16 protein-coding genes are annotated in these 21324 nt (G+C 59.0%); 6 read left to right on the top strand and 10 right to left on the bottom strand.

The genetic code is table 11. The annotated features are described in order from the left end of the window. Window positions 1–3: 3 nt before the first annotated feature. The 3 genes from ccoN to sbcB form a co-directional block, all read right to left on the bottom strand. Entirely contained in the window at window positions 4–1461 is a 1458-nt protein-coding gene (gene ccoN / locus AAE514_RS09400; RefSeq protein WP_347331275.1) for a cytochrome-c oxidase, cbb3-type subunit I, read from the bottom strand. A 289-nt stretch (window positions 1462–1750) separates the two neighbouring features. Then, on the bottom strand, window positions 1751–2971 hold the full coding sequence (locus tag AAE514_RS09405; RefSeq protein ID WP_347331276.1) for an argininosuccinate synthase: 1221 nt from the start codon (window positions 2969–2971) through the stop codon (window positions 1751–1753). A gap of 148 nt (window positions 2972–3119) precedes the next feature. Next, complete coding sequence (sbcB, locus tag AAE514_RS09410; protein ID WP_347331277.1) at window positions 3120–4592, bottom strand: exodeoxyribonuclease I; 1473 nt, start codon at window positions 4590–4592, stop codon at window positions 3120–3122. A 116-nt stretch (window positions 4593–4708) separates the two neighbouring features. Between sbcB and can the strand changes: the two genes are divergently transcribed. From can to AAE514_RS09425, 3 genes are all read left to right on the top strand, one after another. Beyond that, entirely contained in the window at window positions 4709–5338 is a 630-nt protein-coding gene (can, locus tag AAE514_RS09415; RefSeq protein ID WP_347331278.1) for a carbonate dehydratase, read from the top strand. Window positions 5339–5550: 212 nt separating this feature from the next. Further along, the gene (locus AAE514_RS09420) at window positions 5551–8130 is read left to right on the top strand and encodes a glycoside hydrolase family 9 protein (RefSeq protein ID WP_347331279.1); all 2580 of its coding nucleotides are present in this window, start codon (window positions 5551–5553) and stop codon (window positions 8128–8130) included. A 113-nt stretch (window positions 8131–8243) separates the two neighbouring features. Then, window positions 8244–8960, top strand: coding sequence for a spermidine synthase family protein (locus tag AAE514_RS09425; RefSeq protein WP_347331280.1), 717 nt, complete (start codon window positions 8244–8246; stop codon window positions 8958–8960). Window positions 8961–9079: 119 nt separating this feature from the next. On the opposite strand, the gene AAE514_RS09430 is transcribed toward AAE514_RS09425, so the two are convergent. Then, window positions 9080–9418 (bottom strand): 4a-hydroxytetrahydrobiopterin dehydratase, encoded by a 339-nt coding sequence (locus AAE514_RS09430; protein ID WP_347331281.1) that lies wholly within the window; start codon window positions 9416–9418, stop codon window positions 9080–9082. Window positions 9419–9945: 527 nt separating this feature from the next. Beyond that, window positions 9946–10755, bottom strand: a complete 810-nt coding sequence (locus AAE514_RS09435) for an SDR family oxidoreductase (RefSeq protein WP_347331282.1) — start codon at window positions 10753–10755, stop codon at window positions 9946–9948. 107 nt (window positions 10756–10862) lie between these two features. Here AAE514_RS09435 and argS point away from each other — a divergent pair, with 107 nt between their 5' ends. Continuing rightward, the gene (gene argS / locus AAE514_RS09440; protein WP_347331283.1) at window positions 10863–12602 is read left to right on the top strand and encodes an arginine--tRNA ligase; all 1740 of its coding nucleotides are present in this window, start codon (window positions 10863–10865) and stop codon (window positions 12600–12602) included. Here argS and AAE514_RS09445 read toward each other — a convergent pair. The 3 genes from AAE514_RS09445 to AAE514_RS09455 are packed head-to-tail and all read right to left on the bottom strand — an operon-like array spanning window position 12586 to window position 16244. Next, on the bottom strand, window positions 12586–12915 hold the full coding sequence (locus tag AAE514_RS09445; RefSeq protein ID WP_347331284.1) for a YqcC family protein: 330 nt from the start codon (window positions 12913–12915) through the stop codon (window positions 12586–12588). The two genes, argS and AAE514_RS09445, sit on opposite strands and share 17 nt — an antisense overlap. 43 nt (window positions 12916–12958) lie before the next feature. Continuing rightward, window positions 12959–15085: an ATP-dependent DNA helicase DinG gene (dinG, locus tag AAE514_RS09450; RefSeq protein WP_347331285.1), complete on the bottom strand. Its 2127-nt coding sequence runs from the start codon at window positions 15083–15085 to the stop codon at window positions 12959–12961. A gap of 4 nt (window positions 15086–15089) precedes the next feature. Next, window positions 15090–16244, bottom strand: coding sequence for a 1-acyl-sn-glycerol-3-phosphate acyltransferase (locus AAE514_RS09455; protein WP_347331286.1), 1155 nt, complete (start codon window positions 16242–16244; stop codon window positions 15090–15092). A gap of 305 nt (window positions 16245–16549) precedes the next feature. On the opposite strand from AAE514_RS09455, the gene AAE514_RS09460 reads away from it, so the two are divergent. Next, the gene (locus AAE514_RS09460) at window positions 16550–17833 is read left to right on the top strand and encodes a diguanylate cyclase domain-containing protein (RefSeq protein ID WP_347331287.1); all 1284 of its coding nucleotides are present in this window, start codon (window positions 16550–16552) and stop codon (window positions 17831–17833) included. Window position 17834: 1 nt separating this feature from the next. On the opposite strand, the gene AAE514_RS09465 is transcribed toward AAE514_RS09460, so the two are convergent. Then, the gene (locus tag AAE514_RS09465) at window positions 17835–18851 is read right to left on the bottom strand and encodes an aspartate carbamoyltransferase (RefSeq protein WP_347331288.1); all 1017 of its coding nucleotides are present in this window, start codon (window positions 18849–18851) and stop codon (window positions 17835–17837) included. 152 nt (window positions 18852–19003) lie between these two features. Here AAE514_RS09465 and AAE514_RS09470 point away from each other — a divergent pair, with 152 nt between their 5' ends. After that, window positions 19004–19909 carry a DUF2971 domain-containing protein gene (locus AAE514_RS09470; RefSeq protein ID WP_347331289.1) on the top strand — a complete coding sequence of 302 codons (906 nt, stop codon included), beginning with the start codon at window positions 19004–19006 and terminating at the stop codon, window positions 19907–19909. Here AAE514_RS09470 and AAE514_RS09475 read toward each other — a convergent pair. Further along, on the bottom strand, window positions 19896–21062 hold the full coding sequence (locus tag AAE514_RS09475) for an FAD-dependent oxidoreductase (RefSeq protein ID WP_347331290.1): 1167 nt from the start codon (window positions 21060–21062) through the stop codon (window positions 19896–19898). The two genes, AAE514_RS09470 and AAE514_RS09475, sit on opposite strands and share 14 nt — an antisense overlap. Window positions 21063–21324 lie beyond the last annotated feature (262 nt).

Consider the following 21324-nt stretch of genomic DNA (forward strand, 5'->3'; position numbering starts at 1 on the left):
CCCTTATACCGCTTGTGCCTGAGTCTCAGAGTCTTTGCCGTCACGCTCTTGTGGCGCCGGGCTCGAAGCCGTGCGCCAAGCGTTGTAGGCCATCAACAACATACCGGCCAGGAAGACCACACCACCCAGAAATCGAACAAAGTAGCCCGGGTAACTGGCGATCACCGATTCGATAAAGCTGTAGGTCAGCGTGCCGTCCGCGTTGAAAGCGCGCCACATCAAACCCTGCATAATGCCGTTCACCCACATGGAGGCGATGTAAAGGACTGTGCCGGCGGTGGCCAGCCAGAAGTGAACGTTGATCCACTTGACGCTGTACATCTCTTTCTTGCCAAAGAGAATCGGCAACAGGTGGTAGATGGCACCGATGGAGATCATCGCCACCCAACCCAGGGCCCCGGAGTGCACGTGGCCGACGGTCCAGTCGGTGTTATGTGACAGAGCATTCACGGTCTTAATGGACATCATCGGGCCCTCAAAGGTGGACATGCCGTAAAACGACAGGGAGACCACCAAAAAGCGCAGTGTCGGGTCGGTGCGCAGCTTATGCCAGGCGCCGGAGAGGGTCATAATGCCGTTAATCATGCCACCCCAGCTCGGGGCCAGGAGGATCAAGGACATCACCATGCCCAGGCTTTGCGCCCAGTCCGGCAGTGCCGAGTAATGCAGGTGGTGGGAGCCGGCCCAGATGTACACGGAAATGAGCGCCCAGAAATGCACAATCGACAGCTGGTAGGAGTAGATGGGGCGGTTGGCCTGCTTAGGCACAAAGTAGTACATCATGCCCAGGAAACCGGCGGTCAGGAAGAAGCCGACCGCGTTGTGCCCGTACCACCATTGGATCATGGCATCCGTGGCGCCGGCGTAGGCGGAGTAGGATTTGAACCAGGAAACCGGAATCGCGGCGCTGTTGACCACGTGCAACACCGCGACTGTCAAAATGAAGGCGCCGTAAAACCAGTTGGCGACGTAAATATGGGAGGTCTTGCGTTTGACGATGGTGCCGAAGAACACCACCAAATAGCTGACCCACACCAACGTGATCAGGATATCGATGGGCCACTCCAGCTCGGCGTACTCTTTGGTCGAGGTCAGGCCTAAAGGCAGAGTAATGGCCGCCAGAACGATGACCGCCTGCCACCCCCAAAAGGTGAACGGCACCAGCCAACCACCAAAAAGCTTGGCTTGGCAGGTTCGCTGAACCACGTAGTAGGAGGTACCAAACAGAGCGCAGCCGCCAAACGCGAAAATGACCGCATTGGTGTGCAACGGGCGCAATCGACCGAAATGAGTGTAGGGCTGGAGCAGGTCGTTTAATTGCGGCCAGACCAGCTGGGCTGCAATCAGCACCCCCACGCCCATGCCGACAATGCCCCAGACAATCGTCATGATGGAGAACTGACGCACGACCTTGTAGTCGTACACCGGGTGGTCCCCGGCCGCTGTCAGATTACTACTCATAGGTTTTTCCTATTGTTTCAAATCAACTTGTTGCCACCCTAAGTGTACGCCCACCACTCACCTTCCGATGAGTGGAAACGCGTCACGCGGGCATTTTCGCCTAAAGCTCACCTTGCCTTCTTGACCTTAGTCAAAAAAACACGGTTCATCAGTCACTGTGGAGTTGTTATTAGTGGTGGGATTGTCCATTCCTTGATGGACTGAGGGCCAGCCGCCCACTCCAGGGCCTGTAGCCTCAAGAGTGGGCCGAGCCTGAGCGTTCGGCCCTCCAGGCTTGCACCCGAAATTTTTAGCGAAGCGTACGGCCCTTGCCAGCGGCAATCCGCATCCGCAGGGCATTCAGCTTAATAAAGCCTTCCGCATCTTTTTGGTCGTACGCGCCAGCATCGTCTTCGAACGTGGCGACTTTTTCGTCAAAAAGGCTGTGGTCGGACTGGCGACCCACCACGTGCACTCCGCCTTTGTAGAGCTTGAGGCGCACTTCACCGCTCACGAACTCCTGAGACTGATCAATGGCCGCCTGGAGCATTTTCCGCTCCGGGCTCCACCAGTAGCCGTTGTAGATCAGCTCGGCGTACTTGGGCATTAACTCGTCTTTCAGGTGAGTCACTTCGCGGTCCAGGGTAATGGACTCAATCGCCCGGTGAGCCTTGATCATCACGGTACCGCCGGGGGTCTCGTAACAGCCGCGGGATTTCATGCCCACATAGCGGTTTTCAACGATATCCAGACGGCCGATGCCATTCGCGCCGGCCACCTTGTTCAGGTGCTCCAGCACGGTGGCCGGAGACATGGGCTTGCCATCAATGGCCACAATATCGCCTTTTTCGTAGGTGATATCGATGTAGGTAGGCTCGTCCGGCGCCTTCTCCGGCGAGACACTCCAGCGCCACATTTCTTCCTCGGCCTCGGTCCAGGGATCTTCCAGCACGCCGCCTTCATAGGAGATGTGCAGCAGGTTGGCATCCATGGAGTAAGGGGATTTCTTCTTCCCCTTGGAGAAGTCCACCGGAATGTTGTGCTCTTCGCAGTAAGCCATCAGCTTATCGCGGGAGGTCAGATCCCACTCGCGCCAGGGGGCAATCACCTTAACACCGGGCTTCAGGGCATAGGCGCCCAATTCGAACCGCACTTGGTCATTGCCCTTGCCGGTAGCACCGTGGGCGATGGCGTCGGCGCCGGTTTCGTTGGCGATTTCAATCAACCGCTTGGAGATCAGCGGCCGGGCGATGGAGGTGCCGAGCAAGTACTCGCCCTCGTAGATGGCATTGGCGCGGAACATGGGGAAGACGAAGTCGCGGACATACTCTTCGCGCAAGTCGTCAATGTAAATCTCTTTGACCCCCAACGCCTGGGCCTTGGTCCGCGCGGGTTCCACTTCTTCACCCTGGCCGATGTCGGCGGTGAAGGTCACCACTTCGCAGTTATAGGTTTCCTGCAACCATTTGACGATGACCGAGGTATCCAGGCCGCCAGAGTAGGCCAGCACCACTTTCTGAATGGATGACATAGGGGGCTCCCGCTGAGATCGTGTACGTCGTGAGGTTCCGGCGCCGGGCCGGGTCTGAAGCGGCGCATATTGTACCCTTCATGGCCGGGAAATCCCATAGGGAGCGGTTAATAAAGGCAATCGGGCGCGGAGCGCTTGGGAGACTTTCTCACCGAGTCGGCTGATAGTCGTTCAGCAAGGCGCGGGCGTAGGCTTCCAGCGCTTCCAGTTGCCGTTGCTGTTCGCCCCCGATCGCCTGGGCCCTTAGCCGGGCCAGGCGCTCCTGCAGCCCGTCCCAGGTTAGAGCCGCCCCGGCCGCCGGATCGGTAAGCCGCTGCCAGCAGAAGGCTCGCCAGCGCTCGCGCTCCGATACCGTAAGGGACTCCGGGAAGTGCCGCCCCCGGTACCGGAAAAGCAGCTCGGGCAGCCGGGGGTCGTGAAAGTCAAAGCCCACCTCCCCCAACCGTTCCGGGGCGGTGCGACGCAGCTCGGCCATCAACTTGCGGTCGTGATCATCAAAAAAACCCTCATAGAGCTGCTGATCCGGATCGGTGCGTGGCTCAAACGCTGGCTGACGGTAGATATCCGCCAGCTTCTGGCGCAGTTGGGCCTGCTCACTTAAGGTCAAGTCGGCCAAGATGCGCCAGTTGGCCTCCGCCTTGCTTTTATCAATACCCAGTCGCTTGGCGGTGGCATTCTCTAGGGTATTGGCTGGCGCGATCATCGGGGTTTTGTTCAGGTGTATTTCTTTGAGCGGCGGGCGCACGGTGCCCTCGGGCAGCTCATCGGCGCGTGTGAACAAGCGCTCCCGGAGGGCTTCCATGGGCAAGCGCAGAAGGTCCTCCGGCGACTCGGAAAGATCAAACACCACCACGCTGTTTTTATTGGTCGGATGCATGGCCAGGGGCAGCACCAGGGCCGCATTACCCCGCTCGGCGGGATACATGCCGGAGATGTGAAGCAGCGGTTTATGGCTGTCAATATCGATAAAACCGGCGACAAAGCGCTTGTTTCTGAGCCGGTAGGCGAAATCGTACAGCTTCGGCTGCCGGGTTTTGATCAGCTTCGCCATGGCGATGGTGGCGTGAACGTCGGAGAGGGCATCGTGGGCGGAGGCGTGGTCGAGGTTGTTGGCCTCGGTCAGCTTTTCCAGTTTGAAGCAGGGCTTGCCATTATCGTAGTCAGGCCACTCGATGCCCTCCGGGCGGAGGGCCCGGGTCAGGCGTACCACATCAATTAGATCCCAGCGGGAATTGCCGTTACGCCACTCCCGCTCGTACGGATCATAGAAATTCCGGTAGAGGGTAAAGCGGGTGACTTCGTCATCAAACCGGATGGAGTTATACCCCACCCCGCAGGTGCCGGGGCGACCCAGCTCCGCGGCCACCGCGGCAATGAACTCCGGCTCCGAGACGCCCTTTTCCTGGGCCAACTGCGGGGTGATGCCGGTCACCAGGCAGGCCTCCGGCTTGGGCAGACAATCCACCGTGGGGCGACAATACAGCATTAGCGGGTCATCGATAATATTCAGGTCTTCGTCTGTACGCACCCCGGCAAACTGGCTCGGCCGGTCCTGAGCCGGGATTTCGCCCCAGGTCTCGTAGTCGTGCCAATAGAGGGTTCTGGATTCGCGTGCGGTCACCGTTTCACTCCCGTTAGTGCGGTTTTCGTCCTATCGAGTGCTTAACTGTACCACTGCCCGGTCGCCGCGAGCCATCAAGCTGGTATAATCCTCACCATTTGCCAAAAGGAGCGCGCATGACCGACCTGAAAAATCTGTTCGATAACAACCGTCAGTGGGCCGAGCAGATCAAGGCCGAGGATCCGGAGTTTTTCAAAACGCTGTCCAAACAGCAAACGCCGGAGTATCTGTGGATCGGTTGCGCCGACAGCCGGGTACCGGCCAATCAAATTGTGGGCCTGATGCCCGGGGAGCTGTTCGTTCACCGCAACGTCGCCAACCTGGTGGTGCAAACCGACCTGAACTGCCTCTCGGTTCTGCAGTTCGCCGTGGAATACCTGAAAGTCAAGCACATCATGGTCACCGGCCACTACGGCTGTGGCGGCGTCAACGCGGCGCTGGCGAACCAGCAGTTCGGCCTGCTTGATTATTGGGTGCGCAACATCCGGGAGGTGTACCTAAAGCACCAGGACACCATGGATGAGATTTCCGATGACAAAAAACGGCTGGACCGTCTGTGCGAGCTAAACGTGGTGGAGCAAGCCGCCAATGTCTCCCACACCAACATCGTCCAGAATGCCTGGCAGCGCGGGCAGGAGCTGACGGTTCACGGCTGGATTTACAGCATCGAAGATGGCATTCTCAAAGACTTGATGCCACCCATTACCGGCATTGATCAAGTGGATAAACGTTACCGGGTCATTTGAAGCCCATGCTCGGCGAGGCGCCGGTAACCTCCACCGCAAACCACCTGTCAATTTTGAGGGTATTAGCGAGAGAGCTGGCGTCGACATGCTCTCTCGGTAGCCGTTGACAAGAGTGCCCACCCCTCGCTGATCATACCCGCAAGCAACCGGGCAAATTCATCCCCGACAATTCCAATAACCCCGACAATTCCAATAACAGAGGAGCTCCACATATGAAAGCGCGACTGTGGGTCAACTTTCTTCTTTTCGGCCTGGCCGGCTCCACGCTGCTGCTCAGTGGCTGCGGGCGAGAAGACGGCTCCCGAGACTTTACGCTAAACGAGAGAGGCTATTTTCAAAATCGTGGCGTGGGACTGATGGCATTTCAGGATACCGCCCCGGAAAGCCGGCAGAGCGGGCTCATTCTAGTCAGTCACGACAACCGGATTGCCTCCAATGGGGATTTGCGCCTGGAGGCCACTCCCGGGCAATGGTCTCCGGTGCCCCGCCTAATAAGCCGCACGGTGAATCGTGATCAGCAGGCCATTACCGCAACCCTCAAGTACCCGGACGACCGGCAACACCTCAAAGGGTTTAACCCACTCCACTACCCCGATATCGAACTGGAGTACGACATCACCGTGCGGGCCAAGGGCAAGGACCTGTGGGTCACGGTGGACCTAAAGCACCCCCTGCCAGAGAAGTGGGCAGGCAAAGTCGGCTTTCAATTGGAACTCTATCCAGCCGACTTGTTTGGCAAAAGCTGGATTATGGATGAGCACACGGGCCTATTTCCCCGCTACCCTTACGGCGTTACGGTTCCTCCCAGTCGCGAGCCCACCCCCAAGCTCGTCTCCACTGGGGAGTTAAAAGGGCTAGAACCATTGGCACATCATCGCGCCGAACCCGCGCCGCTGGCCAAGGGAAAAAAGCTGACCATCGCGCCCGAGTCCGAAACGTTGCGCCTTCAGATAGAGAGCCTAAAGGGAGAGCTTCAATTGCTCGACGGCCGGGTCCAACATCAAAACGGTTGGTTCACTCTGCGCACGCCAATCGCCGCCGGCGCGACAGACAAAGCCGTCTCCTGGCGAATAACACCCCACGTTATCGAGGACTGGGTGAGAGAACCGGTGTTTCAGCACTCCATGATAGGGTACCACCCCGACCAGCCCAAGCTCGCCGTTATCGAGACCGACCCGCGGGCGCCCCTTGAGCAGCCGGTTCGCCTACTGCAACTGGACGCCTCGGGCTCGCCCACGGAAGTCCTCAACAAAATGCCCGAGGAATGGGGAGAGTTTTTACGCTACCGCTACTATCGTTTTGATTTCTCATCAATAAAAGAAGCCGGCCTTTATCAGCTAGCGCTGGGCGAACAGCGCAGCCTCCCGTTTCGAATCGCGCGCAACGTGTATGACCAGAATGTCTGGCAGCCGACGCTTGATTATTTCCTGCCGGTGCAGATGGGCCATATGCGGGTCAAGGAAAAGTACAAGCTCTGGCACGACGATAGCCATCGGGATGACGCTTTGATGGCACCGACCGATATCAACCATTTTGATGGGTACACCCAGGGAGAGACGACACTCACCGATTTCGCACCGGGAGAGCATGTGCCGGGCCTGAACCGGGGCGGATGGTACGACGCTGGCGATGCGGACTTCCGCGTCGAGTCCCAGTCCGGGGAAATATTTATTCTCAGTGCCGCCTATGAAGAATTCGGTATTCAGCATGATAATACGCTGATTGATCAGCAGCTTCGGCTAACCGAGTTGCGCGAGCCCGACGGCCTGCCCGACATTCTTCAACAGATTGAACACGGCCTGCTGAGCGTGGTGGGCGGATACGAAAGCCTGGGTCGACTATACCGGGGTATTATCGTCCCGACGTTAACTCAGTACGTCATGGGCGGCGATTTCTCCGGCCAGACGGACAACTTAATTTACGATGGCACTCTATCGACGGGTGAGCGCACCGCCACACATTCCGCGCTGCCAGATGACCGCTGGGTATTTACCGAAAACAACCCCGCCCGGGAGTTTGATGCAATTGCCAACTTGGCCGCCGCCGTAAAGCCCATGCGGGCTTATGACCCGGCGCTGGCGGAGCGGACCTTAAGCGCCGCCGAATCGCTCTGGGCGACAGAACGCCCCCTGGCCGATAGCCATGTCCGCAATGAACGCATTCGTGCCGCGGTGGAGTTGTTTAGGGCCACGGGCAATGCCCAGTACAAAGAGGTAATTCTGTCAGAACAAGATCATATTCTGGAGAATTTCCGCCAAGTCGGCTGGGCCGTGGCCCGTGCCGTGCACGAACTGAACGCCCCGGAGCTGACCCAGGCCATGCGTAAGGAAGCCGCCGAATATGACCGGGCGCTCCAACAAAAAATGGCCGCAACGCCCTATGGGCTGGACTTTGAGATGCAGCTGTGGGGCCGGGGCTGGAGCTTACAGCAGGAAGGCGTGGCCCAGTACTTTTTGCACAAGGCCTTTCCCGAGGTATTTGGTCGGGACTATTTGCTGAATATCCTCAACTACGTACTCGGTACCAACCCGGGCTCTAACGCTCAGTCCTACGCCACTGGCGTGGGCGCCAATTCCAAGGAGGCGGCTTACGGGCAAAACCGAATGGACTATAGCGCTATTCCCGGCGGCGTCATTGTCGGTACGGCGCTGGTTCAGCCAGATTTCCCCGAGCTGAAGGAATTTCCCTATTTGTGGCAGCAATCGGAGTATGTGCTCGGGGGTGGGGCCAGCAACTTTATGTTTTTGGCGCTGGCCGCGGACCATTTGCTGAACGCCGCCCCTCGTCACTGAGGCGTCCGTGGTCCCCTTTTATAATAGCCCGGCAGCGTCCAACGATGACCAGCGATACTATATTGATATGGCCGACGGGACCAAAAGGGCCGCCGGTTCAATGGGAGAGGTTTGTGGCAAAGCTTTTTGAAGAAATCGACAGTCGAGAGTCCCCTATCGGGGAAATTAGCCTGCGGCGGCGGCGAATTCCCGCCATTGGCGAACGCGATATTTTTGAGATCAAGCTGGGTGATGAGTTTTTAATGTCCAGCCTGTTTGTGGCGGCGGAGGAGGCGTTGGCGGATGTGGCCCTGGCGCGTCTGGAACGCGATGCCCTGACGGTGGTGGTCGGTGGCCTGGGGTTGGGCTATACCGCCGCCGCGGCATTGCGTGACCGGCGCATTGAGACGCTGGTGGTGGTGGAGTACCTTGAACCGGTGATTCGATGGCACCGAGAGGAGAAGATTCCTTTGGGCACCAAGCTTAACGCTGACGCTCGCTGCTATTTTCGACAAGGTAATTTTTTCAAACTCGCGGCGGAGCCCGCTGGCTTGGTCCCTGAACAGGGACAGGTGGATGCGGTGTTGCTGGATATCGACCACTCTCCCGAGGCTTTTTTGCACGGTGACAATGCCAGTTTTTATACGCAGCGCGGTTTGAGTGCTTTGGCGCAACAACTGAGGCCGGGCGGAGTGTTTGCGCTCTGGTCCACCGATGCTCCGGACCCGGCGTTTTCCGACTTGCTGGGGCGGGTATTCACGGAGGTTCAGGCGGACGTGGTTCGGTTTTTTAATCCTTTCCAAAACAATGAGGCGGTCAACACGGTGTACTCTGGGCTTTCGGCTTCTTGATGTTAATGTCTGGGTGGTTTAGGTCGCACTGGGGGAGGTAAGAGAGGACGAACGGCGCTGTGCGCTTGTTTGTCCTCTCTTATCGACGGGCTTGTCAGGCCCGGGGGTTGAAGGCGCGTTTAGAGGTAGGCTTGGTCGGTTTTGGCGGCCATGACAAAGTCATTTTTATGCAGCCCGCCGATTTTGTGGGTCCACCAGTCGACGGTGACCTTGCCGTACTCGGTGAGTATGGCGGGGTGGTGGTCGACGTCTTCGGCCATGTCGCCCACGGTTTGGGTGAAGGCGAGCGCTTGGGCGAAGTTTTTGAATTTGAACTGGCGTGAAAGGCGTTTCTCGCCGTCTACTTCTTTCACTTCCCACTCGGGAACATCGGGTTTCAGTTCATTGATTTCAGAGTCACTCAGCGTGGGTGCATCGGACTTACACGCCTCACAGGTTTCTTGCGCTAGGTTGCTCATACTTTACCTCCTCTGCTTAACTTCAATACTCATTAAAGTCGATTGGGAAACGTCGAGTCCGGCCGTGGGCGGGGTACACCGGTTGTAGACCCGCCGTAAACCCATCCCTGGGGGCTTCTCATCGGCATCCATGCCTCAGAGAGTCTACAACCGGTGTACCCCGCCCACGGCCTCAATGCCAACAACTGCCTTCAGGGGGTCGCCCCATCAATGGATGGAGGGGTAATATTTGCTACCTCAAAACAGCCATCGGTTTAGCACCAGCGGAGGGTGGGCATACCACTGTGAGACCGTTACCTGCTGGACGCCCCACATGGAGGTGGGAAGTGTCCCGAAGCGCCGGGAGCGCGAAGGGGACCGGCAGGTAATCGAGCCTACATGGACGTATTTACGGCGTGTCTCACAGTGGTATGCCCACCCGCAGCATTAAAATGCGAAGTTCTCTGGCGACGAGTGTTGGTAGAACACCTAAAATTTACCAACAGGTGCCTATTAAGTAGGTTGGGGCCGGGAGAGTAGAAACAACCCTAGAGTCCCAATGATTCGGCCAGAGCATCCCCTACCCGGGAAGCGCCCGACAGAGACCAGCCGCCATCCACCGGCAACACCGCCCCGGTAATAAACGCCGCATCTTCCGACGCCAAAAACCGACACGCCTTAAAAATATCCTCCGCCTGCCCAAGCCGCCGCAACGGCACCGAACGGGCAATCTTCTTCCTGAGCGACTCATCCGGCGCCAAGCGCGCCATTCCCTCCGTATGCTCAATGGGCCCCGGAATCACCGAATTCACCCGAATGCCCTCCGGCCCCCACTCCTGAGCCAGGCTGCGGGTCAACATATCTACCCCCGCCTTGGCCGCACACACATGGGACTGCCCGATCATCGGCAACATTGCCTGTGGCGCCGAAATTTGAATAATGGAGGCTCCCGGCCGACGCAAGTGGGGATAGACCGCCTGCAACACATGAAAACTCCCCAGCAGGTCTATCTCCACCACCGAGCGGAAGCCGTTGGCGGACATGCCAGAAGCCAGGGCCGGGAAGTTGCCCGCCGCCCCGGAGACCACCACATCCAGCGGCCCCCAGTGGCCGCACAGGCGCACGACGCCGTCAGCCACCGCCTCCGGGTCACGCACATCGGCGCTGAAGCCCTCCGCCTCCACGCCCAGTGCTCGCAGTTCGTCGACCGTTTGAGCGACCTTTTCCCAAGAGCGGCTGGCCACGGCTACCCTGGCCCCCTCACGGGCGAAACCCAGGGCGATGCCCCGGTTTATACCGCTGGTGCCGCCCACTACTAATACGCTGGGCTTGTCCGTCTGGGACGATGATTCGTTCACGCTACCTCCCGGTTTGATGATTAACGCTTGAATAGTAGCAGTAACAGATGACACACGCCGAGCCGGGCGGTTACAATCCGGCGTTCGCTCAAACACACACAGTGACTATGAATATTCGTGATTTACTGACCCACAAGGTCCAGCAGGCCATGTTGTCTGCCCATATTCCTTTTCAGCACTCGCCGATGGTGGCCCCGAGCAAGAAGCCGGGCTTCGGGGACTACCAGGCCAATGGCGCCATGGGGGCGGCCAAGGCGATGAAAACCAATCCGCGGGAGCTCGCCGGCGAGATTGTACGCCACTTGGAGCTGGACGGAATTGCCGAGAAGGTAGAAATCGCCGGGCCGGGATTCATCAATATTCACCTGGCCCCCGAGTGGTTGAGCCAACATCTGACCACGGCGGCTCAAGACGAGCGCCTGGCCATTGCCAGCGCGCCGGAACCTCAGACGGTCGTGGTGGATTACTCCTCGCCCAATTTGGCGAAGGAGATGCACGTCGGCCATTTGCGCTCCACCATCATTGGGGATGCCCTCGCCCGCCTTCTGGCTTTTCAGGGGCACAGGGTCATTCGGCAGAACCATGTCGGGGACTGGGGCACCCAGTTCGGCATGTTGATCGCGGAGTTGGAAGAGCAACTGGCGGAGAACCGCGAAGCGACCATGGCGCTGAGCGATCTGGAGGTTTTCTACCAACAGGCCAAAGGCCACTTTGATCAAGACCCTGCCTTTGCCAATAAGGCCCGGGACTATGTGGTGAAGCTGCAGTCCGGCGACCCACAAGTGCTGGCTTTGTGGGAGAAGTTCCGCGCGGTGTCCCTTGAGCACAGCCAGGAAATTTATGAAAAGCTGAACGTGACTCTCACGGCGGAGGATGTCCGCGGCGAGAGCTTTTACAACGATGACTTGGCCCCGCTGGTGGCGGAGCTGGAAGACAAGGGGCTTGCGGTAGAGGACCAAGGCGCCAAGGTGGTGTTTCTGGAGGAACTGGCGGATAAGGAGGGTAACCCCTCCCCGGTTCTGATTCAAAAGCAGGGCGGCGGCTACCTCTACGCCACCACCGACCTGGCGGCCCTACGCTATCGAGCCGGGGAGCTCGGCGGGCACCGGCTGATGTACTTTATTGATGCACGCCAGTCCCTGCATATGCAGCAGGTGTTTACCGTTGCTCGCAAGGCCGGCTTTGTCAGTGAAAACGTGAGCCTGGAGCACCACGCCTTCGGCACCATGATGGGCCCGGACGGCAAACCATTCAAAACCCGCAGCGGCGGTACCGTCAAGCTCTCCGAGCTGCTGGACGAAGCCATGGAGCGGGCCTCTCGCTTGGTTCGGGAGAAGAACCCCGAGCTGGCCCCGGAGACCGCAGCGAACATTGGGCGCACGGTGGGCATCGGGGCAGTGAAGTACGCCGACCTGAGTAAAACCCGAACCAACGACTACGTCTTTAACTGGGATTCAATGCTCAGCTTTGACGGCAATACGGCGCCCTACCTACAGTACGCCTATACCCGAGTTCGCAGCATCTTTCGCAAAGCCGGCGTCGAACCAAGCGCACTGGAGGGAGAAATACAGTTAACGGCCGAGGAGGAGCGGGCGCTGGCGATCAAGTTGCTGCAGTTCAGCGAGGCGCTGGACCAAGTGGCCAAGGATGCCCTGCCCCACCTGCTGTGTACCTACCTGTATGATCTGGCGACCCTGTATATGCGTTTCTATGAGGCGTGTCCGGTCCTGAAAGACGGAGTGTCCGATGCGACCCGCCAGAGCCGCCTACGCCTGTGTGATCTGGTCGCCCGCACACTTGCTCAGGGGCTGGAGCTTTTGGGAATCGACGTTACGGAGCAGATGTAACCAGCCAGTCGATGCGCTCGATTACGGCCACCACCGCCTCGCCCGACTCCGGGCGGGGCCGGAAATACTCTTGCGCCATTGGCGCCACCGAGCAACTCTCCGGCATGCCCGCACGGTACTCCACGAGCTGAAACAGCCGTGGAATAAAAATAAACTGCAGCCATTGATAGAATTCCAGCGTATCCACCGCAAACGGCTGGGTGCTCGCCAGTGCCTGCTTCGATGGGGTTTGAGAGTCCCACAGTTCCAGTTCGCGGAGCGCGCGCTCCAGGTCGAACAGGGACTCGGCCAGGGTCTTGTGAATATCACTCATGTTTGTCACCCAACTCTTTAAGCTCAAGACTGCCACTCGTGGCTCAAGACTGTATCACTTGTTTGAACGGGGGCAGTGAATTAAGAATGGCTTTCCCGTAGCGCTTGGTCACAACCCGCCTATCCAACAGGGTAATTTTGCCGCTGTCCGTTTCGCTTCGCAGCAGACGCCCGCAGGCCTGAACCAGCCGCAAAGAGGCATCGGGCACGGTAATTTCCATAAAGGCGTTGCCGCCGCGCGCTTCGATCCACTCGGCCAGGGCGGCCTCAATGGGATCATCCGGTACCGCGAACGGCAGCTTGGCGATCACTACATGTCGGCAGTAATCTCCGGGCAGGTCCACGCCCTCGGCGAAGCTGGCCAGCCCAAACAGCACGCTGCCTTGACCCTGGTCCACCCGCTCCCGGTGGACCTCGAGCATCGCCTGTTTGGACTTGTTCCCCTGGACCAGAATGCGCTCTTGCCAATCCTCGGGGAGTTGATCGTACACATCCAACATCTGCCGGCGCGAGGAAAACAGCACCAGCGCCGCCTCGGACGGGTCTAGCAGCTCGGGAAGGTTCTCGACCAGTGAGCGGGTATGGTTCACCGCATCGCCGGCTTCCACGGCACAGGCGGGCACTGACAGAATGCCCTGGCTAAAGTCGAAAGGACTGGGCATTTGCGCGTAATGACTGTCCGGGGGCGTGCCGGCACGCATCTGAAAGCGGTCGAAGCGACCCAGCGCGGCCAGGGTTGCCGAGGTCACCACCGCCCCGCAGCACCGGAACCAGAGGCTCTTGGCCAGGGTCCCGGCCGCCAGGATGGGGCTGGAGCAAACTTCAATGTCGATGCCCGAGCCAAACTCCACCGGCGTGAGCCAGCGAGCGCGGGGCACCTGATCCTTGTCGTCGGGCGTGGCGTAGCTGCACCAGAGCTCACGATTGGCCTCCGCCCGGGCCTGCCAAGTGCCGAGCACGGGGTAGTGTTGCTCCAAGTCCACCTTGGGGACTGGACAGTGGCGGTCTTCCATGGAGTCACTCACTTCCGCCAGCATTTTTTCCAGCAAGTCCGCCAGCCGATCGAAGCCACGGTGTAACTCCACCGAGGGCAGTTGTAGGGACTCCGGCAATAGGCCACCCGGGAACCGGTAATGACTTTGGCGATCGTCCAGCGCCACCTCCTGAGCCAAGGCATCCAGCGTCGGATGCAGCTCCTCGAGCCGCTGTTTGCAATCCATCAGTGCCGCAGGCAATTGCTCGGCAAAGCGGTCGACATCGCCAGCGCCGCTAATGTGGCCCAACATGGTCCCGAGTGCCTTGTTGCACTGCTCCAGCCAACGCACCGTGCCCACGACCCGGCTGTGATGGGCAAAGTGGTTCAGCGCTTTGGTGGGCAGCTGGTGGCCTTCGTCGAAGACGTAGATGCTGTCCTCAGGAGAGGGCAGAATGGCGCCGCCGCCCAGAGCCAGATCGGAGAGCACCAAGTCGTGATTGGTCACGATGCAGTCGGCAGTATGAAGGGCTTCGCGTGCCCGGAAGAAGCTGCAGACGGACACATTGGAGCACCGTCGCCCGGTGCACTGGCGGTGGTCGGTGGTAACGCGCTGCCAGTCCTCGTTTTCCACGCCGTCGGGCCAGCTGTCGCGCTCGCCGTCCCAGCGGTTGGCGGCCAGCGCATCCACCATGGAGTCATAGATTTTTACCGCTCGCTCATCCACGCTGGGCAGCTCGTCCTCGTACAGAGGGCGCGTGGGGTTCGTCCCCTCCCGCACGTCCGTGAGCAGGGTATCGAGTTTTGACAGGCAGACATAGCGACCGCGCCCCTTGGCAAGGGTGAAGCTGAATGAGAGCTCACTATGGCGTTTGAGATCCGGCAGGTCCTTATTGACCACCTGCTCCTGCAACGCCACGGTGGCGGTAGAGACCACCAGCTTTTTCCCGAGGGCCTTGGCGATTAACAGGGCCGGGAGCAGGTAACCCACGGTCTTCCCGGTACCGGTACCAGCCTCAACCACGCAAACGTGCCCCCGGCTTTCCCGCTCCTCTTCATCGTTGAGCTCAATGCCACCGAGGGTCCGAGCGATTTCGGCAATCATCAGCTTCTGCCCATAGCGAGCCTTCAGCCCCTTATTGTTCAGGAACTGACTGTACGCCTGCTGAATCTGCTTTTTGACCGCATCGGAGAGCATGGAATCAGCGACGACCGAGCTTAGCGCTTACGGGGTTGGCGTACATTTCCAGCACCGTTTGCCGGTGGTCCGCAGGAATATTGGCTAGGTGAAGCTCAAACCGCTGGCGGGTTTCGCCCAGCTCATCGGCCGAGAAGGGCCGAGGTGGATAGCTGTAGGGCAGCCCCTCGGGCAAATCGCCGTGCAGCCGCTCCCAGGCCAGGCAATTGGTGGCATGCAGTACGTAGTTTTCGAGGATCTGGCGGTCGAGATCCTCCACCACCTCGTCGGTATCCTGGTAGTCCGCCTCGAGCGGCTCGCCGAACGCCACGTGCACATGGCCCTTTTGACCTTCAATGCCCTTGGCGATGCTTTTGACATCCTCGTCTTCGGCCTTCTGGTAGCTGCCGCTGGTGCGTTGCTGGTGCAGCTCCCGCGCCTTGGCGGCGTCGCAGGGATCCCACTCGTAAGAGATGGAGACCGGCACGATTTTCAGTTCGCGAATGTACTCGGCGTAGGGCTGAGTCTTTGGGCGGCTCAAGCTGAACATGCCAAGTACAGCCGAATTGGTTTTGTCCTTGCCATCTTTGGCACGCCCTTCTCGCTGAGCAATCCAAATGTTGGCCTTCTCTTCCACAATGGAGTGGTGGATATAGGCGGACAGTTTTTTGGCGGCCTTGAGCTTTTCCCGGGGCCCCTTGGCCGAGCGATTCACGATAAAGCTCTTGTTCAAGCGCATCAGGTCAGCAACATAGTCCTTGGTCAGCAGGTTGTCCCCGATGGCAATACGAAGGGTGTGGAAGCCCGCGTGGTACAGAGTCCAGTTCACAAACGCCGGGTCCATGGCGATATCCCGGTGGTTGCTGACAAAAAGGTAGGCGCTGTCGCGATCAAGACGGTCCAGTCCAGAGGTAGTCAGGGAGCGGGTGGTATCGTCGATCATTTGTTGCATGTAGCCCTTGACGACCTCTTGGAAACCCAACACGGATTCCACGCCGCGCATTTGGCGCTGCATGACTCGCTGGACAATCGGCCGCAGCAGCCACCCCAGCGGGCCCGCTAGCCGGGGAAATTTCAGGCGCGCCACTGCGTCCGCCAGCTCGGGGGTGGTCAGTAAACGCTCCAGGGTGGGGCGTACTTCATGGTCATCGTAGGGACGGATATCGTCAAACTCACTCATCGCAGGCAATCTGTCGGAATCAGGTGAACCAGGGGCCGGGAAGGCACAGGGGAAAAAGGGCCGACAAGATACCGAAAATGGGGTAAAAAAGCCAGTTTTCAGTTCCAGACCGGGCTCCATGCTGGAGGTGACAGCGGTCGGTTTTCCCGATAAAGGTGATCGACCGGGCCCCGAGAATTCCGTAAACTCATTACCTGGGGCTCGGGGTTGTTCACTTCGAGCTCAAGGCTGTTTATATAGAAGCTCAGGGCGGCTTCTTATAAATGTCCGCCGCACAATAACAAATTGGACTGATGTATCGACTCATGAAAATCCTCTTGGTTGAAGACAGCGCGACTCTCCGCCACGCCATGTCGCAGTACATCAGCGAAGCAGGTCACACGCCGCTGATCGCCCGCAGCGGCGAGGAAGCCTTGCAGTTACTGGAAGATACACCAGTGGACCTCATTATCATGGATGTGGAAATGCCCGGGCTGAACGGCTTTGAAACCACCCGCCTGATTCGCGAGTGGCTGGGGGGCCACTGGATCCCGATTATCTTTGTGACCGGTAAGAACGAGGATGAGAGCTATCGGGAGGGTATTGAGGCCGGTGGCGACGATTACCTGATTAAGCCCGTCAGTCCCGTGATTATTAAAGCGAAAATTCGGGCCATGGCCCGAATCGCGGAGATGAGGGATCAGCTCAACCACCTCAATGCCGAACTGGAGGCCCTCAGCCAACTGGACAGTTTGACTCAGGTCCTAAACCGCCGGACATTTAACGACCGCGCCAGTCAGCAGTGGCTCCTGGCGGTTCGTCACCAAACGCCTACCAGCGTATTGATGATCGACGTCGACTACTTTAAGCCCTACAACGACCACTACGGCCACCCGGCAGGGGACCGATGCCTTAAGAAGATCACCCAGGCGCTGACAAGCTGTCTTCACCGCCCCGCCGATTTGCTGGGCCGCTACGGCGGTGAGGAGTTCATCGCTCTGTTACCGAACACAGACAGAACGGGCGCTCAGCAGGTCGCCAAAAGCATTAATCAGGCCGTCCGCGACCTGGCGGTGGAACACCGCTATTCACCGGTGACCGACAGGGTCACGGTCAGTATCGGCGGGGCCACCTGCAGCCACTCAATGGGCCACAGCCTGGAAGAGGTCATCAAAGCCGCTGACAAGGCGCTCTATCGGGTCAAACACAGCGGCCGAGATGCCTTTGCCACCGAAGAAGTAAGCGCTCACAAAACGCTACTGATCGGAACGCGCCACCCTGGGCTGACTCAATCTGTCAGTGCCATGCTCCAAGAGCATTGTAATATTGTCACCGCCGACACCCCGGAAGAGTGTTTGGAAATCGCACGCGATGTGACTCCAGACTTGATTATCGTCGATGCCGAAACTGCGTTTTATAACGACAATCAACTATGTCGACAGTTGGCCCGCCGCCCCAGAACCGCCACCACGGCGCTTCTGGTGCTCACCGATGACTGCGACCAGCCCGATAGGCTGGCCAACCCGGAGGGAGCCGGGCCTGTGGGGTGGCTAAGCCAGCCGTTCGATGAGGAAGACCTTTGCACCAAGGTGCAGCTTCTGCTCGGTTAGATCAGGGGCGACGCAGCGAGTTAAACCAGTTAACATCGCGGGCGTGCGCATCCACCTGGTCCACCACATCCAGTACCAACGCAAACAGCGCCATACGCACAACCACACCGTTATCCGCCTGCCGGAAGATCGCCAGGTTGGGGTTTTGATTGAGGTCATTGTCCAGCTCGTTCGCTTCCTGGCGAGAGTCTCGCGGCAGAGGGTGCATAATGACCGTGTTCGGCTCGCAATACTGCGTGTATATAGACTGATTCAGTCGAAAGCGACCACGGTAGAGGTCCGCCTCCTCCTTCGTGTCGAAGCGCTCCTCCTGAATCCGCGTGGAATAAGCGATATCAACCTTGCCTATACTGCTCGGAAGATCCTCGGTGACCGTTACCGCGTGGCCCGCCGCGCGCAGCTGTTCGATGATAACCTCCGGCATTGCCAGCTCACCGGGGGAGACCAGCGTGAGCTGAACATTCCTGAACAGGCACAGCAGCTTGCACAGCGAATGCACCGTGCGGCCGTATTTGAGATCCCCGATCATGGCGATGCGCAGCCCGTCCACCCCTCGCCCTCGGGACTCCATCTCCTTGCGAATGGTGTACAGATCCAGAAGCGCCTGGCTGGGGTGCTCATTAGCGCCATCACCGCCATTGAGCACGGGCACCCGACTGGCCTCGGCAAACTCCGCCACAGAGCCGGATTCGGGGTGGCGCATACAAATTACATCACTGAACCCGGAAAGTACCCGCGCGGTGTCATACAGCGACTCTCCCTTCGCCAGGGCGGAGCTCTCGATGCCCGTCGTCTCGCGAACCTCGCCTCCCAGTAAATTGAAAGCGCTGCCAAAACTGATGCGGGTGCGAGTACTGGGCTCAAAGAACATATTGCCCAAAATCGCCCCTTCGAGCACTCGGGTCACCTTATGGCGCAGCGCATAGGGCGCCATAGCGTCCGCGACGCTGAAAATGCGCTCAATATCGGGTCTTTCGAACTGATGAATGGAGAGAATATGCGAGCCGGTAAAATTCACGGGCGAATCCTTTAAGGCGGTGGGTGGAAACTGACGCTCAGTATAGCGCTTTGCGCCCTATTCAAAAATGGCCGACTTTGCCGATAACGTGATGAGCCGACCCTATTTTGGTTATACTTCCACCAAAACCGTGACAACTGCAAGGAAACCCTGTGCCCGATTTCCCCGACACGCTGGCAAAATTTTGTTCCGCTCGAACCGCCGAGCAGATCCTGAGCTCCCGCCGCCTGCGTTGGAGTGCCCCTCACCTTTTCTGCGACCCTTTCGAGCTGACGCACCACACCCCGCTCAGCTTCGATCCGCTGACGTTGCTCGACGGGGTTATTCGCAGTGCGACGGGGATGATTTTTTCCCGTGAATCGCCCAAAAGCCACTCCGCTCTGGCCACGGTCATTCGCCGCTGGCGGGAAGAAGAGCGCTTCGCCTCGCCGGAGGAGGCGGAGGAGGTCCTAAAGGAGCTGATGTCGCGAATGGTTGACCAACGGCAGGTCTCCCTGGAGGAGTTGATGGCGGACTGGCGAAAGTTCACCCGGGAGCTACGAATATGTTGTTTTAGCGCGAGAGCGGACAATCTGGACTCATGGCAGCTTTTCGCCGACCACCATCGCGGTGTGGCACTGCGCTTTCGTTGTGGTGAATACACCGCCCTTCCGGAGCCCAAGCCCGTCGAATACAGCCCGAACCGGCCAGAGATTACAACCTTCAAGGAGCAAATTAACGCGATTCTGCACCAGGAAAAGGTCAACGCTCAGTCGCGCTTTCTGGACAAGTTTCTGGTCAAGCCCCCCATGTCCGCCGAGCAACAGGAGTGGCGCTGCTTTTATCAGGCGACGGATCACGCCAGCAGCCGGGAGGCCGATGAAAACCTTTGGTACGACGACCGCCCCTTTGAGAAAAGCGATCTCGCCTCGGCGTACCTGGGCGCGTTTATCTCGACGGAAGACAAGCAACGGGTCCTAAGACTGGTGAGAGAGGAGTACCCGGAAACCAAAGTGTTTCAGGCAGCCCCCATCCCCGGCAAATACGAGATTGAGTTCCATCGAGTCAAGGGGGGGTGAGATGGATATTCGCCGTATCCGCGACGGAACGGCGAGAGGGCAAACTGGCGGCCAGGCGCTCCATAACTTCCAGGGCCGTCGCGCGGTAGGTGGTCAACTTACCGCCCAGCACTGACAATACCCTGGGCTGCCCTGCGTCGTCGGCACTAAACAGCACCTCGCGGGACCGACCAAACGCACTCCCAACAGCACTAGGCAAGACCCTCAAACCCGCAAATGAAGTAACCTCCTCCGGCTCCACCGCTTGGTCCGGGAAGTAGTACCGCAACGCGCGCAGAAGGTACTCTCGCTCTTCTGACAAGCACGAGGCGTTCTCAGGGGGGCCTCTAAACGGCGTTTCCGTGGTCCCCAGCAGAAGCTGCCCCTGCCAGGGCAAGGCAAACACCGCCCGCCGGTCCTCCGGCGCCTCCAGGTAAAAGTGATGTTGAAAGCGGTTGGGAAGCAGTAAGTGACTGCCTTGCACGAGCTCAATGGCCGGCACGTGCATCGCCGGCTCAATGCCTTTTAGCACCTCCCTCCCCCAAGGCCCGGCACAATTCACCAGCACGCGGGCGGCCACCGAGCTTTCCCGCCCGTTCTGCCGATAACGCACTTCACACCCGGAGGCGTGGCGCTCCGCTCCGGTAAACTCAGCCGGCATAGCCAACTCAGCCCCCAACGACTCAGCCGATTGCCATACAGCCTGAGTCAGGGCCTGGTCGTCCATCTGGGCTTCCACATAGCGGTAGACCGCCAACAGGTCATCAGTTCTGATTCCGTCGAGACTCGTCCAGCTGCTTCGGTGGAGCCGGGAAAACTCGGAGTCCTCGCCACAGCCCGCCAACAGCCGATACAACCAAAGGCCGACCGCGATCTTTGCCGGAGACCGGCTGGATGAGCGATAGACCGGTATGTGCATTGCCACCCGCTTGACCAGCTCCGGGGCCAACTCAAGCAACAGCGCCCGCTCGCGCAGACTTTCCCTCACTAACGAAAACTGCGCGGTCTCAAGGTAGCGGAGCCCACCGTGGATCAGCTTAGAGGACTTCCGGGAAGTCCCACTCCCAACCCCCGTCTGCTCCAGCAGTAAGACACTGTGCCCAGCCGCAGCCGCGGCCTGCGCCACACCCACTCCTTGAATGCCACCGCCAACAATTACGAGATCGTAAGTCATCGCATGTCCCCATTTGGGCGTAGCCAACGCTGTCGGTAGCCCCAAAGCTCTTTAATTAAACCGAAACGGTCTGCTTAATAGTGTAACAACTTTTGTGAAAGGCCAAACCGGTATCGGCACGGGGGAAGAGGCACTGGAGTGAGTTTGGAGTGTCGGCCCGCAATGCCCATCAGGGCGAGCGCCATCGGCAACGTCCGGTGGACGAGCCGTTCAGCGACCCCAGCGCGCTGGAGCGGCGCTTGACCAATTTGTCGGGAACAAA

The organism is Marinimicrobium locisalis (genome assembly GCF_039822625.1).
Classification (GTDB): Bacteria; Pseudomonadota; Gammaproteobacteria; order Pseudomonadales; family Cellvibrionaceae; genus Marinimicrobium; species Marinimicrobium locisalis.

Coding starts and splice junctions, on each gene's coding strand:
- ccoN (WP_347331275.1), bottom strand. CDS start 1,461: ATGAGTAGTAATCTGACAGCGGCCGGGGACCACCCGGTGTACGACTAC.
- AAE514_RS09405 (WP_347331276.1), bottom strand. CDS start 2,971: ATGTCATCCATTCAGAAAGTGGTGCTGGCCTACTCTGGCGGCCTGGAT.
- can (WP_347331278.1), top strand. CDS start 4,709: ATGACCGACCTGAAAAATCTGTTCGATAACAACCGTCAGTGGGCCGAG.
- AAE514_RS09420 (WP_347331279.1), top strand. CDS start 5,551: ATGAAAGCGCGACTGTGGGTCAACTTTCTTCTTTTCGGCCTGGCCGGC.
- AAE514_RS09430 (WP_347331281.1), bottom strand. CDS start 9,418: ATGAGCAACCTAGCGCAAGAAACCTGTGAGGCGTGTAAGTCCGATGCA.
- argS (WP_347331283.1), top strand. CDS start 10,863: ATGAATATTCGTGATTTACTGACCCACAAGGTCCAGCAGGCCATGTTG.
- AAE514_RS09445 (WP_347331284.1), bottom strand. CDS start 12,915: ATGAGTGATATTCACAAGACCCTGGCCGAGTCCCTGTTCGACCTGGAG.
- dinG (WP_347331285.1), bottom strand. CDS start 15,085: ATGCTCTCCGATGCGGTCAAAAAGCAGATTCAGCAGGCGTACAGTCAG.
- AAE514_RS09455 (WP_347331286.1), bottom strand. CDS start 16,244: ATGAGTGAGTTTGACGATATCCGTCCCTACGATGACCATGAAGTACGC.
- AAE514_RS09460 (WP_347331287.1), top strand. CDS start 16,550: ATGAAAATCCTCTTGGTTGAAGACAGCGCGACTCTCCGCCACGCCATG.
- AAE514_RS09475 (WP_347331290.1), bottom strand. CDS start 21,062: ATGACTTACGATCTCGTAATTGTTGGCGGTGGCATTCAAGGAGTGGGT.